11 protein-coding genes are annotated in these 13,794 nt (G+C 70.5%); 7 read left to right on the forward strand and 4 right to left on the reverse strand.

Going from position 1 to position 13,794, the window contains the following annotated elements; all coding sequences use genetic code 11:
* Window positions 1-271 precede the first annotated feature (271 nt).
* Together EBO15_RS07915 and EBO15_RS07920 are read left to right on the forward strand one after the other, a co-directional pair.
* Window positions 272-625 (forward strand): PadR family transcriptional regulator, encoded by a 354-nt coding sequence (locus tag EBO15_RS07915; RefSeq protein ID WP_233616046.1) that lies wholly within the window; start codon window positions 272-274, stop codon window positions 623-625.
* On the forward strand, window positions 622-1,227 hold the full coding sequence (locus EBO15_RS07920) for an HAAS signaling domain-containing protein (protein ID WP_122193661.1): 606 nt from the start codon (window positions 622-624) through the stop codon (window positions 1,225-1,227). The genes EBO15_RS07915 and EBO15_RS07920 overlap by 4 nt, the downstream gene beginning before the upstream one ends.
* A gap of 132 nt (window positions 1,228-1,359) precedes the next feature.
* On the opposite strand, the gene EBO15_RS07925 is transcribed toward EBO15_RS07920, so the two are convergent.
* Complete coding sequence (locus EBO15_RS07925) at window positions 1,360-1,857, reverse strand: Lrp/AsnC family transcriptional regulator (RefSeq protein ID WP_199744392.1); 498 nt, start codon at window positions 1,855-1,857, stop codon at window positions 1,360-1,362.
* Window positions 1,858-1,955: 98 nt separating this feature from the next.
* On the opposite strand from EBO15_RS07925, the gene EBO15_RS07930 reads away from it, so the two are divergent.
* Together EBO15_RS07930 and EBO15_RS07935 are read left to right on the forward strand one after the other, a co-directional pair.
* Complete coding sequence (locus EBO15_RS07930) at window positions 1,956-3,224, forward strand: trans-sulfuration enzyme family protein (RefSeq protein WP_122193662.1); 1,269 nt, start codon at window positions 1,956-1,958, stop codon at window positions 3,222-3,224.
* Window positions 3,225-3,268: 44 nt separating this feature from the next.
* Window positions 3,269-5,593: a transketolase-like TK C-terminal-containing protein gene (locus EBO15_RS07935; protein ID WP_122193663.1), complete on the forward strand. Its 2,325-nt coding sequence runs from the start codon at window positions 3,269-3,271 to the stop codon at window positions 5,591-5,593.
* A gap of 127 nt (window positions 5,594-5,720) precedes the next feature.
* Here EBO15_RS07935 and EBO15_RS07940 read toward each other — a convergent pair whose 3' ends face one another.
* A complete protein-coding gene (locus EBO15_RS07940) occupies window positions 5,721-6,296 on the reverse strand; it encodes a NuoB/complex I 20 kDa subunit family protein (protein ID WP_122193664.1) in 576 nt (191 codons plus the stop codon).
* A gap of 83 nt (window positions 6,297-6,379) precedes the next feature.
* On the opposite strand from EBO15_RS07940, the gene EBO15_RS07945 reads away from it, so the two are divergent.
* The gene (locus EBO15_RS07945; RefSeq protein WP_122193665.1) at window positions 6,380-7,270 is read left to right on the forward strand and encodes a LysR family transcriptional regulator; all 891 of its coding nucleotides are present in this window, start codon (window positions 6,380-6,382) and stop codon (window positions 7,268-7,270) included.
* Here EBO15_RS07945 and EBO15_RS07950 read toward each other — a convergent pair.
* The gene (locus EBO15_RS07950) at window positions 7,267-10,332 is read right to left on the reverse strand and encodes an AfsR/SARP family transcriptional regulator (RefSeq protein WP_158628151.1); all 3,066 of its coding nucleotides are present in this window, start codon (window positions 10,330-10,332) and stop codon (window positions 7,267-7,269) included. The two genes, EBO15_RS07945 and EBO15_RS07950, sit on opposite strands and share 4 nt — an antisense overlap.
* A gap of 392 nt (window positions 10,333-10,724) precedes the next feature.
* Here EBO15_RS07950 and EBO15_RS07955 point away from each other — a divergent pair, with 392 nt between their 5' ends.
* Complete coding sequence (locus EBO15_RS07955) at window positions 10,725-11,249, forward strand: hypothetical protein (RefSeq protein ID WP_199744393.1); 525 nt, start codon at window positions 10,725-10,727, stop codon at window positions 11,247-11,249.
* A 297-nt stretch (window positions 11,250-11,546) separates the two neighbouring features.
* Here EBO15_RS07955 and EBO15_RS07960 read toward each other — a convergent pair whose 3' ends face one another.
* Window positions 11,547-12,143 (reverse strand): DUF6461 domain-containing protein, encoded by a 597-nt coding sequence (locus EBO15_RS07960; protein WP_122193668.1) that lies wholly within the window; start codon window positions 12,141-12,143, stop codon window positions 11,547-11,549.
* A gap of 301 nt (window positions 12,144-12,444) precedes the next feature.
* Between EBO15_RS07960 and EBO15_RS07965 the strand changes: the two genes are divergently transcribed.
* Window positions 12,445-13,401, forward strand: coding sequence for a redoxin family protein (locus EBO15_RS07965; RefSeq protein ID WP_122193669.1), 957 nt, complete (start codon window positions 12,445-12,447; stop codon window positions 13,399-13,401).
* The last annotated feature ends 393 nt before the right edge of the window (window positions 13,402-13,794 follow it).

A 13,794-nucleotide genomic window follows, 5' to 3' on the forward strand; every position in this document is an offset into this window, starting at 1 on the left:
AGGTCCGGGCCCGGACGCGGCGGTGCTGGCAGGCCCGAAGGGATCCAGCCGAGGCCGGGGAAGGGAGGCCGGCCGACCGGCTGACGGGTGATGTCCCAAGGGTCCGGGAACCGACTTCCGTAAACCTTCCGCCCCACTCCCCTCCGATTACCGCCGGGCCACGAGGACACACGCGCCCGGCGGTCGGTGAACCACCCGTCGCGCCACGACGGTGCCTGCCCGCACGCTCACCCCTTCCATGATCCATGCCGAGACAGGTACCATGCGACGCATGGAACAGGGTGATGCATTGAACCTCCTCACCCAGATGCGCAGGGGCGCGTTGCCGTACTGCGTGTTGGCGCTGTTGCGGGACGAGCAGCGCTACGGCGTGGAGATCGTCCGGCTGCTCGGCGAGGTCGACGGCATGGTCACCAGCGAAGGGACCATCTACCCCTTGCTGTCCCGGCTGCGCCGGCAGGGCCTGGTCGAGACGACATGGCGGGAGTCCACCGCCGGTCCGCCACGGCGCTACTACCAGCTCACCGCCGCGGGGCACCAGGCACTGGACGCCTTCGCGGGGGAGTGGGAACGGTTCAGCGGTGCCGTGGAGCACTTCATAGGAGAGGGAGATCCAAAGCGATGACGGCCACGGACCAACTGATCGAGGACTACCTCGGCCGCCTCGAGTCGGCGGCGAGCACGCTGCCCTCGGCCCAGCGGGCGGAGTTGCTCACCGAGATCAGAACACACATTGAGATCACGCTGTCTCATGAGGAAGGCCGGGGCGAGGCGGCGGTGCGCACCGTCCTCGACCGCCTCGGAACACCGGAGGACATCGCCCGCGAGGCCGGCACCGACCTCACAGTGGAGTCTCCGCCTCAGGCGACGGCCACAGGGCGACGCCGGGTGGGCGCCTTCGATCTGGTGACCGTCATCCTCCTGCTGGTCGGCGGCATCGTCCTGCCCGGTCTCGGCTGGGTGATCGCCGTGGTGCTCCTGTGGGCCTCCGCCCGCTGGACGACCCGCGACAAGCTGATCGGCACGCTGGTCTTCCCCGGAGGACTGACGGCCCTTGTCGGGTTCCTCCTCTTCTCGGGTGGATCCAGTCAGTGCTCTCCGAGCGGTTCCTGCACGTCCTCGGGGTCGTCCGTCGGGGTCGCCCTGACGCTCGGCCTGGTCGCCGCGGCCGGTTCGATCGCGTCGGCCGTGTACCTCCTGCACCGCGCGCAGCACGCCGCGGCGTGACCTCTGCACCGTCCAGGTGAAAGGCCGGTTCCGCTCATGGAACCGGCCTTATCGGTCGTCTGGCCGAGGGGACGGCGGGTGCGGACGATGGGCGTGCCGGGCCGGGTTCTGCGCCGCCGACGCCGTTCCGGTTCAGCGGGTGAGGACGCCGCGGCCGTCGCGGACCTCGAAGACCAGTTGGGTCTCGGTCTGGCGGACCACGGGGTGGACGGTCACGTGTTCGAGGATGAGGTCGCGGAGTTCCTGCGGGCCGGCCACGGCCACATGCAGGAGGAAGTCGTCGTCGCCGCCGACGTGGAGGACCGTCAGGGCGCCCGGGACGTCGACGAGCCGGTCGTAGAGGGTGCGGACGTGGTCGCGGCTGTGGCTGCCCAGGCGGACCTTGATGATGGCGTTGATCGGGTGGCCGAGGACGCCGAGGTCGAGGCGTGCGGTGATGCGCGTGATGACCCCGGAGTCCCGCAGGGCGCGAACCCGGTAGGCGCACGTCGACTCGGCGATGCCCACCCGGGCCGCGAGCGCGGCGTTGGTCATCCGGCCGTCGTCCACCAGGGCGGCGAGGATCGCCAGGTCTGTGCCGTCCAGAGGGGAATGAGTGAACTGTGGTTTCTTCGGCTGCGGCCCGGCCACACGTCCTCCTCTTGTGGAATCTGCACCGATACCCGTGCATGGCCGTCTATTCAGCAAGCAGTCTTGCAGATCACTGCGGATCAGCCCAGTCTTCCGTCATGACTTCGCCGCATCTGCAACTCGACTCGGTCGCCGTGCACGCCGGACGCGAGGACCTGGCCGAACTCGGCGTCCACGCGCTGCCGATCGATCTCTCCACGACCAACCCGCTCCCCAGCATCGAGGCGGGCGGCCTGTCCTACGAGGCCATGGCCGGTGGAGGAACGCCGAACGCCGAGGGCGGATCGGTCTACGCGCGGCTGTGGAACCCGACCGTGGCGCGGTTCGAGTCGGCGCTGGCCCGGTTGGAGCACGCCGAGGCCGCCGTGGCGTTCTCGTCCGGCATGGCGGCGGTGACCGCGGCGATCCTGGCGACGTTGAAGGAGAGCGGCCGCCGTCATGTCCTGGCGGTGCGTCCCCTGTACGGGGGGACCGACCACCTGCTCGCCTCGGGCCTCCTCGGGGCGGAGGTGACCTACTGCTCGGCGTCGCGGGTCGCCGCGGAACGTCGCCCCGACACCGCGATGGTCGTGCTCGAGACACCCGCCAACCCGACCCTGGACCTGGTCGACATCCGCGCCGTCGTCGAGGCCGCCCAGGGGGTTCCCGTCCTGGTCGACAACACCTTCGCCACCCCGGTTCTGCAGAACCCGATCGACCTCGGCGCCGCGATGGTCCTGCACAGCGCGACCAAGTACCTGGGCGGGCACGGCGATGTCATCGGCGGCGTCATCGCGTGTGACGAGCGGCAGGCGGCCGCGCTGCGCCGCGTCCGCGCCGTCACCGGCGGCCTGCTCCACCCCCTGGGCGCCTACCTCCTGCACCGCGGGCTCGCGACACTGCCGGTGCGGGTGCGGGCCCAGCAGGCGAACGCCCAGCGCGTCGCCTCATGGCTGACGACCCACCCGAGCGTCGCGCGGGTCCACTACCCCGGGATCGACGGGGACCCGCAGGGCCTGCTCGGGACGCAGATGGACGGGCCCGGCGCGATGCTCTCGGTCGACCTGCGCGGCGGATACGAGCAGGCCGAGCGCGTCACCGCGGCGACCGGCCTGTTCACCCACGCGGTCTCCCTGGGCGGCGTCGACTCCCTGATCCAGCACCCGGCGGCGCTGACCCACCGGCCCGTCGCCGCGGAGGCCCGTCCGGGCGCCGGGCTTGTCCGGCTCTCCATCGGGCTGGAGGACGCCGAGGACCTCATCGCCGACCTCGACCGAGCCCTGGCCGCACCCCACTCGATATCCTTCTCCGCGACCGCTGCCCCCGTGCAGGCCACCCCAGAGACACGGCAGGAGTCGGACCGTCTCCTCGTGGAAGCCGCCGAATAGGCGGCTCGCACAGCCACCGTCAACGTCACCGCCGGGACCGCGCCATGACTGATCAGATCTTCACACCCGTGACCGACACCAGCCTGGACACCCTGCGCGAAGTGGAGCAGCGCGTGCTGTGGCTGTCCACCGCGATCGTGGACCACGCCAACCGCGTCCGCCCCAACCCCACCGGTCTCAAGGTCGGGGGACACCAGGCGTCCAGCGCGTCCATCACCAGCATCATGACGGCGCTGTGGTTCGAGCACCTGCGGCCCGAGGACCGGGTGTCGGTCAAGCCGCACGCCTCGCCGGTCCTGCACGCCATCGAGTACCTGCTCGGCTCGCTGGACGAGCGGCATCTGACGACCCTGCGCGCCTTCGGCGGGCTGCAAAGCTATCCGTCGCGCACCAAGGACCCGGTTCCGGCCGACTACTCCACCGGCTCGGTCGGGATCGGCGCCACCGCCCCCATCTGGGGCGCCGTCTCCCGCCGGTACGTCGGCGGCCACTTCGCCCCCCAGGCGCCCGGACGCCAGTACTCGCTGGTCGGGGACGCCGAACTCGACGAGGGCGCGGTCTGGGAGGCCATCCTCGACCCGCGCGTCGCCGAACTCGGCGAGCTCGTGTGGGTCGTCGACTTCAACCGCCAGTCCCTGGACCGGGTCGTGCCGATCGCGGGCGCGCACCGCATGGAGTCGTTCTTCGCCGCGGCCGGCTGGCAGGTCATCACCGTCAAGTACGGCGCGGCGCTGGAGGAGCTGTTCCGGCGTCCGGGCGGCGACGCGCTGCGCGAGCGCATCGACGGCATGGCCAACCCGGAGTACCAGCGCCTGCTGCGCCACGCTCCGGACCGGCTGCGTGAACTCCTCCCGGGCACCGGCCCCCGCGCCGGAGCCATCCGCGACCTGCTCGCCGGCGTCGACGACGAGCGGCTGGCCGAGGCCGTCCGCGGCCTCGGCGGGCACGACCACGCCGCGCTGCGGCAGGCGTTCCGCGCCATCGACGACACCCGGCCGACCGTGATCATCGCCTACACCGTCAAGGGATACGGCCTGCCCATCGAGGGCCACCCCCAGAACCACTCGGCGCTGCTGACCGGTCCCCAGGTCGAGGAACTCGCCGCGCGCGTGGGGATGTCCGCCGACGCGCCATGGCAGCGGTTCACGCCCGGGAGCGACGCCGCCGCGCTGTGCGCCGGGGCCGCCGAACGGCTGCGCCGTCCGGTCACCGCGCCCGCCGCGCCGCCCGCCGTCCCGGCCGACCTCGGCCGCACCCCGTCCGGGACCGCGACCACCCAGTCCGCGCTGGGGCGCGCCCTGCTCGACCTGAACCGCGCCGCCCCGCAGGCTGGCGCGCGGGTCGTCACCGTGTCACCGGACGTCAGCTCCAGCACCAACCTGGGCGGCTGGGTCAACAAGGTGGGCGTGTGGTCGCCCGAGGAGCACCTCGACTGGTTCGCCGACGACCGCGAGACGATCCTGCACTGGCGGGAGGGGCCCGCCGGCCAGCACATCGAGCTCGGCATCGCCGAGGGCAACCTGGTCGGCCTGCTCGGCGAGCTGGGCGCGACCTGGAGCCGCTGGGGCGAGCCGCTGCTGCCGATCGGCGTCCTGTACGACCCCTTCGTCACCCGGGCGCTGGAGCCCTGGTCGTTCGGGATCTACGCGGGCGGCCAGTCGATCCTGGTCGGCACTCCGTCCGGCGTCACCCTCGCCCCCGAGGGAGGGGCCCACCAGTCGATCGTCACGCCGTCCATCGGCATCGAGCAGCCCGGATGCACCACCTGGGAGCCGGCGTTCGCCCTGGAGACCGAGTGGTGCCTGCTCGCGGCACTGGGACGACTCGGCCGTCCCGGCGGATCCTCGGCCTACCTGCGCCTGTCGACGCGTCCGGTCGACCAGCGCCTGGCGGCGATCCCCGAGGACCCCGCCGCCCGCGAACGCCGCCGCCGCCAGGTGGTCGCCGGCGGCTACGCGCTGCGGCGCGCACCGGGGACCCCGGACGCCACCATCGTCGCCATGGGCGCCCTCGTCCCCGAGGCATTGGAGGCCGCGGAACGCCTGGAGAAGCTCGGCACGGCCGTCGACGTGCTCTGCGTCGTCAGCCCCGACCTGCTCTTCCGCGCGGTCCAGGCGCGACGCGGCCTGGACGACGCCCCGACGTGGATCCTGGACACCCTCTTCCCCGCCGACCGCGCCGCGCCCCTGGTGACGGTGCTGGACGGGCACCCGCACACCCTGGCGTTCCTGGCCGGGGTGACCGGGACCCCGGCGACGCATCTGGGCGTCACGGCGTTCGGCCAGTCCGGGGATCTGGAGAGTGTGCACCACGCGCACGGGATCGACACCGACGGCATCGTCGCGGCGGTACTCGACCACACCGACTGACGCGTGCGGGTCGCCCGCTCCCGGGCGACGCCGGACCGGGTGCCTTCGGCCACGCCTCGGGCACCCGGTCCTGTGGAACCTCTTGGTCAGTCAGGCGAAGGGGCCGGCCCCAACCGCACCGCCACTGTCAGTCGAGATCGCCGGGGCTCCCGGTTCGAGGCGGACCGACGTTGATGAGCGGGAGCCGGCTGAGGCGGGCTTTCTCCTCTGCGGCGATCTCGGCTTGGCGATGGGCGCCCAGTTTGGTGTTCCGGACCTGGTCGTGCAGCTTGACGATGGCATCGAGCAGCATCTCCGGTCGGGGCGGGCAGCCGGGCAGGTAGACGTCGACCGGGACGATGTGGTCGACGCCCTGCACGACGGCGTAGTTGTTGAACATGCCGCCGGACGACGCGCACACGCCCATCGCGATGACCCACTTGGGTCCGGCCATCTGGTCGTAGAGCCGCCGCAGCACCGGCGCCATCTTCTGGCTCACCCGTCCGGCCACGATCATCAGGTCGGCCTGCCGGGGCGTCGCCGAGGCACGCTCCATGCCGAACCGCGCGAAGTCGTGACGCGGGTCTCCCACGGCCATCAGCTCCATGCCGCAGCAGGCCAGCCCGAACGTCATCGGCCACATCGACGACTGCCGGGCCAGCCCGGCCATCTTCTCGACGGTCGTGAGCAGGAAGTCGCCGGGGAGGTGCTCTTCGAGTCCCATGACTCTTCAGGCTGGTCGAACACACAAGAGTGATCAATCACCTGTTCCGCCATGATCGTTTCGCTGCGCGTCACAATGGGCGGATGGAGATGCGCGAGATCGAGGCGTTCCTGGAGGTCGCCCGGGAGCTGCACTTCGGCCGCGCCGCCGAGCGGCTGCGCGTATCGCCCCCGCGGGTGAGCCAGGCGGTGCGCGCGCTGGAACGCCGGGTCGGCGCCCCCTTGTTCGAGCGGACGACCCGGCGGGTGCGGCTGACACCGTTGGGCGAGCGGCTGCGCGCCGAACTCGCGCCCGCGCACGAGCGAATGGAACGGGCGCTCACCGACGCACGCGAAGGCAACGGCACCAAGGTGCTGCGCGTCGGCGTCGCGACCAGCCTGCCCGCAGCCGTGGTCGACGCGAGGATCCAGGCGTTCGCAGGGACTCGCCCGCGCTGTGCCGTGGTGCGCTCCGCGCATCCCAACACCGAACCGCAACGGTGGGCCGACGACTGGCCGGTGGACGTCTTCGTCGGCTGGCTGCCCAGCGACCCCGCGTCGATCGAGGCCAGGGGCCTGCGCGTGGGCCGGGCATGGCGTCGCGAGGATCGGGCGGCCCTGCTGGCGACCGGGCACCCGCTCGGACGGCACGTCATGATCGACGCCGAGGAACTGGCCGAGCACGACGTCCTCTATCCGAGCAGCATGCCGACGGACCTGGCCGACCTGTGGATACCGCCCGCCACCCCCGGCGGCGTCCCGTTGCGCCGGGTCCCCCGGCACAGGTCCGCGTCGCTGGAGGAGGCGATCGTCCTGGTCGCCCAGGGGGACGTGATCCACCTGACGGTCGCCTCGGTCCGTCCGGACAACCCCCACGTCGTCACGGTGCCGGTGTCCGGCCTGCCTCCGGTGATCTGTGCTCCGGTCTGGCCCGCCGCCACGGAAAGCGCCCTGATCCGCGAGTTCGCCGGGAGCCCCGCGCCCGACGCGTCCTAGCGCGGGGAGCTCTCGCCGCCCTTCGGTTCGGCCAGTCCCAGGGCCGTCATCAGCCGGTCGAGATCGTCGGCGGCCGTCCGGTTCCCGATCTGCTGGCAGAGGGTGCGGGCCGTGAGGTAGGCGGCATGGGCCTCCTGGTCCCGGCCGCATCTCCGGTACGCCTCCGCCAGCCATGAATGGACCTGCGCGAGGAAATGCGGGGAGGTGGACGACCGCCCCGGTCTCCTGGCACTGTCCAGATGGTCGATCGCCTGCGCCACCCGCCCCTCGGCCAGATCCAGACGACCCATGACATAACGCGTCTGGACGCCCCCGACGTTCATGTTGAGCCGCGTCAGCAGACCCAACCCTGCACGGATGAGCGACGCCGCCCCGGGCTCCTCCAGCGACAGCGCCGCCATCCCGAGCGTGAGAAGCGTGAACCCCTCCGACCGGACGTCCCCCTGCTCCCGGTACAACGCCAGCGCCTGCCCGGCCAGGTCGAACGCCGCGGCGTGATCGCAGTGCTCCCGCTTGATGATCGCCAGGCGCTGCAGGGTGGCGGCCCGTTCATGGGACATCCCGTGCCGCGTGGCATGGTCCAGGCTCCGCCGCATGGCCGCGATGGACTCGGCGTGGCGGCCCTGCTCATGCTCGTTGAGCGCGAACTCCCGCTCGGCCCGGACGGCCGCCAGGGCGTTCCCGGCCCATTCGGCGACGCCCCGCGCGCGGTTCAGGTCCTCCGTCGCCTCATGGTGCCGCCCGGCAAGCCGCAACAAGGTGGCTCGCGTGGTGAGGGCCTCCGCTTCCGCGGCGTGACACTTGAGTTCCCGGAACGCCTTCAAGGCGAGCTCGACCTCTGTGAGCGCACTGTCGAAGTCCAGGGGCAGGAGGCATCGGGCCAGGCCGAGGCGCGTGGTGGCTTCGCCCAAGGCGTCACCGGAACGCAGGCAGAGCCGCAGCGCCGTCCTGTGGGTGTGCTCCCAGTCGTCGTACTGGCCGCGGAGCTCGAAGAAGTCGACGAGATGGTGGCAGATGCCCCAGGCCGTCGAGGTCAGGCCAGCTTCACATGCCTGCGACACGGCTGTGCGGAGGGCCAGGCGCTCTTCGTCGTACCAGGGCAGGGGAGTGGAGACGATCCCGCTCATCTCCCGTTCCGTCAGGCCCGGGTACGCCGTGGCCGCGGCGGGTGCGGGGCTCCAGGAGCGGTGCGTTCCGGCGTGGCCCTGGGCGGTCCGGGTCAGCTGGAGCCAGGCGTCGCTGATGCGGGCGAGAGCGGCGTGTCTGGGTTGCGGTGGTTCCTGGGCGAGGCATTCCCTGGAGTACAAGAGGACCAGGTCGTGGAAGCGCAGGCGCAGTCGCCCGCCGGGGCCGCTCTGGACGACCTCGAGGAGCTGGGCGTCGATGAGCGCGTCGATGAGGTCTTCGGCCTCGGCAACGGGGACGCCGAGAAGGGGAGCGAGGGTCCAGGCGGCGAAGTCGGGGATCTGGACCAGGCCGAGCACCCGGAACGCGCGGCGTTGCGGCTCGGTCAGGCCCTGGTAGCCGAGGGCGACGCTCGCTCGGACCTCCATGTCACCGAAGGCGAGCTCGTTCAGGCGCCGTCGTTCGTCCATGAGCCGCTCGGCCAGGCGGGCCAGCGGCCAGTGCGGCCGGCTGGCCAGCCGCGCGGAGGCGATCCGCACAGCCAGCGGCAAATGGCCACAGAGCCGGGCGATGTCGTGGGCGGTGTCGGGTTCGGCGGCGACGCGTTCACCTCCGACGATGGCCCGGATGAGTCCCACGGCCTGGCGCGCTGAGAACACCTCCAGGCTGAGGGTCTGCGTGCCACTGAGCCCGGACAGGCGGGAGCGGCTGGTCACCAGGACCGAACAGGACGGCGAGCCAGGCAACAGCGGCCGGACCTGGGCCTCGTCGGCGGCATTGTCGAGGACGAACAACATGCGGCGACCAGCGGTTCGAGACCGGAACAGCTCCCCGGCTTCGTCAGGATCGCGAGGCATGGCACTGTCGTCGACTCCGACGGCATGCAGTAACCGGTGCAGGACGTCGATGGGGTCGGTGGGGCAGGGGTCTTGGCCACGAAGGTTGACGTACAGACGCCCATCAGGGAAGTCCGACTCCACATCGTGGGCGACCTGCAAGGCCAGGGCGGTCTTCCCGACACCGCCTTGACCGCAGACCACCAGAACCGGCACCGCCAGCCGCTCCACCGCGCCCCGGACCAGACGCTCACGGATCCAGGCCACCTGCGCCTCCCGGCCGGTGAAGTCACCGATCGCCGCCGGAAGATTCACCGGCCGCGGCACATCTGCTCCCGCCTGCGGCGAATCCGGATCAGAGGCCCGCAGGCTGAGGCCCGGGTCGTCCTCCACCATGGCCTGATGGAGTCTGCGCAGCTCAACGCCGGGATCCAGGCCCAGGCGGTCCGCGAGAACCGCACGGCACTCCTCATAAGCGGCCAACGCGTCCGCGCCCCGCCCGGCACGATGGAGGGAGAGGATCAGCTGAGCCCAGAGCCGCTCCTGACAGGGGTGCTCGGCCACCAGGATCCGAAGCCCGGCCACCAGCTCCGCGCTTCCACCGATCATCAGCTCGGTATCGGCCCATTCGAGGGCCACGGCCAGCCTCCGCTCCTCCAGGAACTGCCCGGCACCGTTCAACCCGGGAGCCGCGTCCGCGATCGACCGACCCCGCCACGTCCACAACGCCGCACGGAACCGCTCGGCGGCCTCCCGCACCCGCCCCTCGGCCAGATGGGCACGACCTGCCCTCGCCGCAGCCTCCATCCCGGCCAGATCCAGCCCGTCCGGTCCGACATGCAACGTGTAGCCCTGCGCATGCCGCTCGATCGAGCCCGCCCCCAGCAGCGACCGCAGCTGCGAGACCTGCTTGTGAAGCTGCTGCACGGCGGTCGTCGGAGGATCCTCACCCCAAAGCCAACCGATGATCCGGTCGGCCGCGACATGCCGGCCCGCATGCAGCGCCAGCCCGGCCAGAAGCGTCCGCTGCTTGGCCCCGCCGAGTTGCAGTCGCTCCCCGCCTCGCCACACCTCGATCGGCCCCAGGATGAGAATCCGCATCCGGCCTCCGTCGCCCATCCACCCACTCCCGTCCACACCCGCCGCCACCGCACCGTCAAGATCGCCCCGCCGACGCGCCCAGTCAAGACGCGTGTCCTCCGCGGTCGTGGAACCCCCCGCCGCGCTAAGGGGCGTCGCCAAGACCCATGCAGCCAGGCAAAAGGACCGAGTAAGGCCAGGTCAGCGAGGGCCTCGTGTCAAGACCAAGCTCAAACGGACACTGTCGCGCCGCGACGGGCAGGTCCACGCCCTCGGACCGCATTCGGGTCGTGGATTGACCGGCCCGCCCTGTACGACCCCCTGCAGGCCCTGCGCCGTCAGGAACATCTGCTGGTCAAGCTGATGACGAGCGCCGAGGGGTTGAGGAGACGGCGCGACCTACGATGACGGGCATGGAACCAGCGCCCGACCTCGTCCACCTGGACAGTTCCTTCATCAACTTCCGAGACTTCGACTTCGGTGAGGGTTCCCTTCATGGCTACCGCTGGGTCGATGGCAGGCATTTCCGGCTGCCGCCCGAGGTGCCGGACGACCGAGCCGCGCTGGCGGCCTTGATCTCCCACCCGCAGTTCCGGGACACCTATGACGGAGCCGGCGTCCAGGACTGGCCGCGGCACGGCCGGTGGTGGCTTGACCGCATCACTCCCGACACTTATGAGGCCGTCGATGCGGCGGCAGTGGTCGACATCATCCACTCCTGGGCCAATCAACATGGAAACGTCCCAGAACCACTCGCATCACGCCTGCGGCGAGAGATCTACGCCCCGACCCGGAAGGCAACCGGCAGATATCTGCTGCGGCAGCTTCCGGAGGACGCGTTCCACGACTACGGCCCCATCCACATCGACTACCTCGAGCTCGTCCTCATCGACCGCTCTGCAGGGACCCTCGATCTCCTCGTCGCAGCCGACGACTGACGCCACGACGATCACCGCAACCAGCGCCTTGTAGAGGGGCCTTCGGAAGTTCCACTACCCGGCTCGTCCACCGCGCGTTCACCGCCCGCCGCTCCCCAGTGCGGCATCCACCGGCCCATCACATTCACTGAGCCTCGTCGACTCACCGCCCCCATGGACGCGCGACGGTCACTCAACCCATGTGCAAAGTGCCCCGCTCCTCAGGCCCTGGCTCAATTTCCGTGAAGCGGTCACGGCTTGTGAGGATTTGTCGGTGCGGACAGCGGAGACGCGTCGTGAAAGCCGCGCCGGTCTTGGTCATGGAACCCGGGGCTGAAGCCGTCCGCTGAAGACGGGCGTCTTGATCAAGTCCTCGTACGGGAGCCCGATGCCAAGGTCTTCGGCGACCCGGTAGAAGAGTCCGCGGAACCCCAGGGGCCCGGAGTCGTCGCTATCTGGGTCGGCCTTCAGCGCACGTAGCCTGGCATCGAAGCGGTGGGGTTCACTTCCGGTGCGGTCTTCGGGGCGGAGGCTGAGCAAGGTGTTGATGCCGGTGACCAGGCGCCCGTCTTCTGCGTAGAGGAATTCGACCATGGGCTTTTCGTTGGCGTGCAGCACCACGGCCGTCGTGCCGGCCGACACCCTGCGCACCAGGTCGTCGTCTTCGACGCACAACCAGCTTCCGTGCTCCCACGCCCATGCCCATGAGGCGTACTGCCCAGCGGACACGACGTAGGCATCGTCGTCGTAGAGCACGTCACCGAACTCATCGAGGAAGACGTCCTGGCTGCGTAGGGCCAGGGTGGTCGAGTCGGCCCCCATGCGTTCCACTAGCTGAGGTGCGGTGAGGCCGCGTGCGAAGGTCAGGCTCAGCAGTGGCAGATCCCGGCCGTACATCCATCCAAGCCCCGCCATCTGTACCTCCGCGACCTCAAGCGATCTGTCTTTGAGCACAGTAGGCGGGCCCGCCGACAAATCGCCCGAGCGCTTGGTGCTTGATGGACTCGCGAGTAGGTGGAGGTCGGTTCGGCTAGGGCGCTGAGCCAGCGCCCGGGTCGGTCTCGGCGCGGAGACCTTGCCTTCCTCGGAGGCGCGGGGCTCTCCGATGGCGGGCTTGCGGTGGCGCAGTGGAGTTCAGGAGGGTGAACGCCTGCCCCCGGACTCGCCTTGACCTTGCCCTGGAGGGGAGGGTTTAGCGTTCTTCACTGTGAATGGCATGCAGATCGGCGAGCTCGCCCGCCGGGCGGGTGTGACGACCAAAGCGGTGCGCTACTACGAATCGCTGGGCTTGCTCGTGCCCGGGCGGCTGGCCAACGGCTACCGGTACTACAGCGAGCACGACGTTCGACTCACGCAGGAGATCCGGGCACTCGCCAGGCTCGGAATCCCCGTTGAGCGCACCCGTCCGTTCTTGGAGTGCCTCACGGCGGGCCACCGGCATGCCGACGACTGTCCGGCTTCGCTGGCCGGATACCGGGACGCGATCGACGAGCTCACCCAGCGGATCGACGGACTCACCGCCCGCCGGGCGGTACTGGTCGCGCACCTGCACCAGGCCGCCAACCGTGGCAGCCGCCTTTCACCGACCGACGAAGGAGCTGACCTGATGTCCGACTACCTGAACCTGCCCGCCGACCTGCCTGTCCCCGAGGACGACGGCGCGGCCGCCCATCTGCCCGGCGCGAAGGTCCCGCACCTGGAACTCCAGGGCACCGGTGGTGGCTCCGTCCGTCTCGAGGCGCTCGGCGCGGGCCGCACGGTGGTCTACATCTACCCGCTCACCGGGCGTCCGGGCGTGGACGTGCCCGACGGCTGGGACTCGATCCCCGGGGCGCGCGGCTGCACCCCGGAGGCCTGTGGCTTCCGCGATCACTATCAGGACCTTCTCGCTGCCGGCGCGGACGGCGTGTTCGGCCTGTCGAGCCAGGAGACCGACTATCAGCGTGAGGTCGTCGAGCGGCTTCACCTGCCGTTCCAGATGCTCTCCGATCCTGGACGCAGCCTGGCCCGGGAGCTCGCTCTTCCCACGTTCGAGGCCGCCGGGCAGACGCTCTACACACGGCTGACCTTGATCATCCGCGACGGTGTCGTCGAGCACGTCTTCTATCCGATCTTCCCTCCGAGCGAGCACGCCGGGCAGGTCCTCGCCTGGTTGAGGAGCAACCCCCTGTAAGCCCGGACTTGAATCCACATCCCGCAGCACGCCGCCGACACCGTCGAGCATCGGCATGCCGCACGCGTTCACGCACTCGCCCAGATCGCCGGACAAGCCGTCAGCCATCGGAGCCGCTCCGGTCCTGCTTCAGCTGCTCGTCCCTCGTGAAGGGACCTGTGCGGAGGTGCGCAGTGGTTCTTGTGGGCGGCGGGGGTTGATGGCGTCCCTTCGATCGGGTCTGGGCGGTCGTCGCAGGAAAATGACGTCGGGTGACGTCGGGGCGTGATTTGACGGTCAGTGCTGACAGCCGTGTCGTCGGGGTTGGGGTGGGGCGGGGGTGATTTCTTACGTGGCAGTGGCCAGTGGGTGTCTGGAACGTTCCCAAGTTGACGCGGGTGCCTGACATCGGGA

Origin of the sequence: Actinomadura harenae (genome assembly GCF_003696215.1) — a bacterium.
GTDB lineage: Bacteria > Actinomycetota > Actinomycetes > Streptosporangiales > Streptosporangiaceae > Spirillospora > Spirillospora harenae.

What these genes read in the sequence shown, in the direction of transcription:
- EBO15_RS07935 (WP_122193663.1), top strand. Translation starts at nt 3,269, where the DNA reads ATGACTGATCAGATCTTCACACCCGTGACCGACACCAGCCTGGACACC.
- EBO15_RS07950 (WP_158628151.1), bottom strand. Translation starts at nt 10,332, where the DNA reads ATGCGGATTCTCATCCTGGGGCCGATCGAGGTGTGGCGAGGCGGGGAG.
- EBO15_RS07940 (WP_122193664.1), bottom strand. Translation starts at nt 6,296, where the DNA reads ATGGGACTCGAAGAGCACCTCCCCGGCGACTTCCTGCTCACGACCGTC.
- EBO15_RS07915 (WP_233616046.1), top strand. Translation starts at nt 272, where the DNA reads ATGGAACAGGGTGATGCATTGAACCTCCTCACCCAGATGCGCAGGGGC.
- EBO15_RS07955 (WP_199744393.1), top strand. Translation starts at nt 10,725, where the DNA reads ATGGAACCAGCGCCCGACCTCGTCCACCTGGACAGTTCCTTCATCAAC.
- EBO15_RS07965 (WP_122193669.1), top strand. Translation starts at nt 12,445, where the DNA reads ATGCAGATCGGCGAGCTCGCCCGCCGGGCGGGTGTGACGACCAAAGCG.
- EBO15_RS07945 (WP_122193665.1), top strand. Translation starts at nt 6,380, where the DNA reads ATGGAGATGCGCGAGATCGAGGCGTTCCTGGAGGTCGCCCGGGAGCTG.
- EBO15_RS07960 (WP_122193668.1), bottom strand. Translation starts at nt 12,143, where the DNA reads ATGGCGGGGCTTGGATGGATGTACGGCCGGGATCTGCCACTGCTGAGC.
- EBO15_RS07930 (WP_122193662.1), top strand. Translation starts at nt 1,956, where the DNA reads ATGACTTCGCCGCATCTGCAACTCGACTCGGTCGCCGTGCACGCCGGA.
- EBO15_RS07920 (WP_122193661.1), top strand. Translation starts at nt 622, where the DNA reads ATGACGGCCACGGACCAACTGATCGAGGACTACCTCGGCCGCCTCGAG.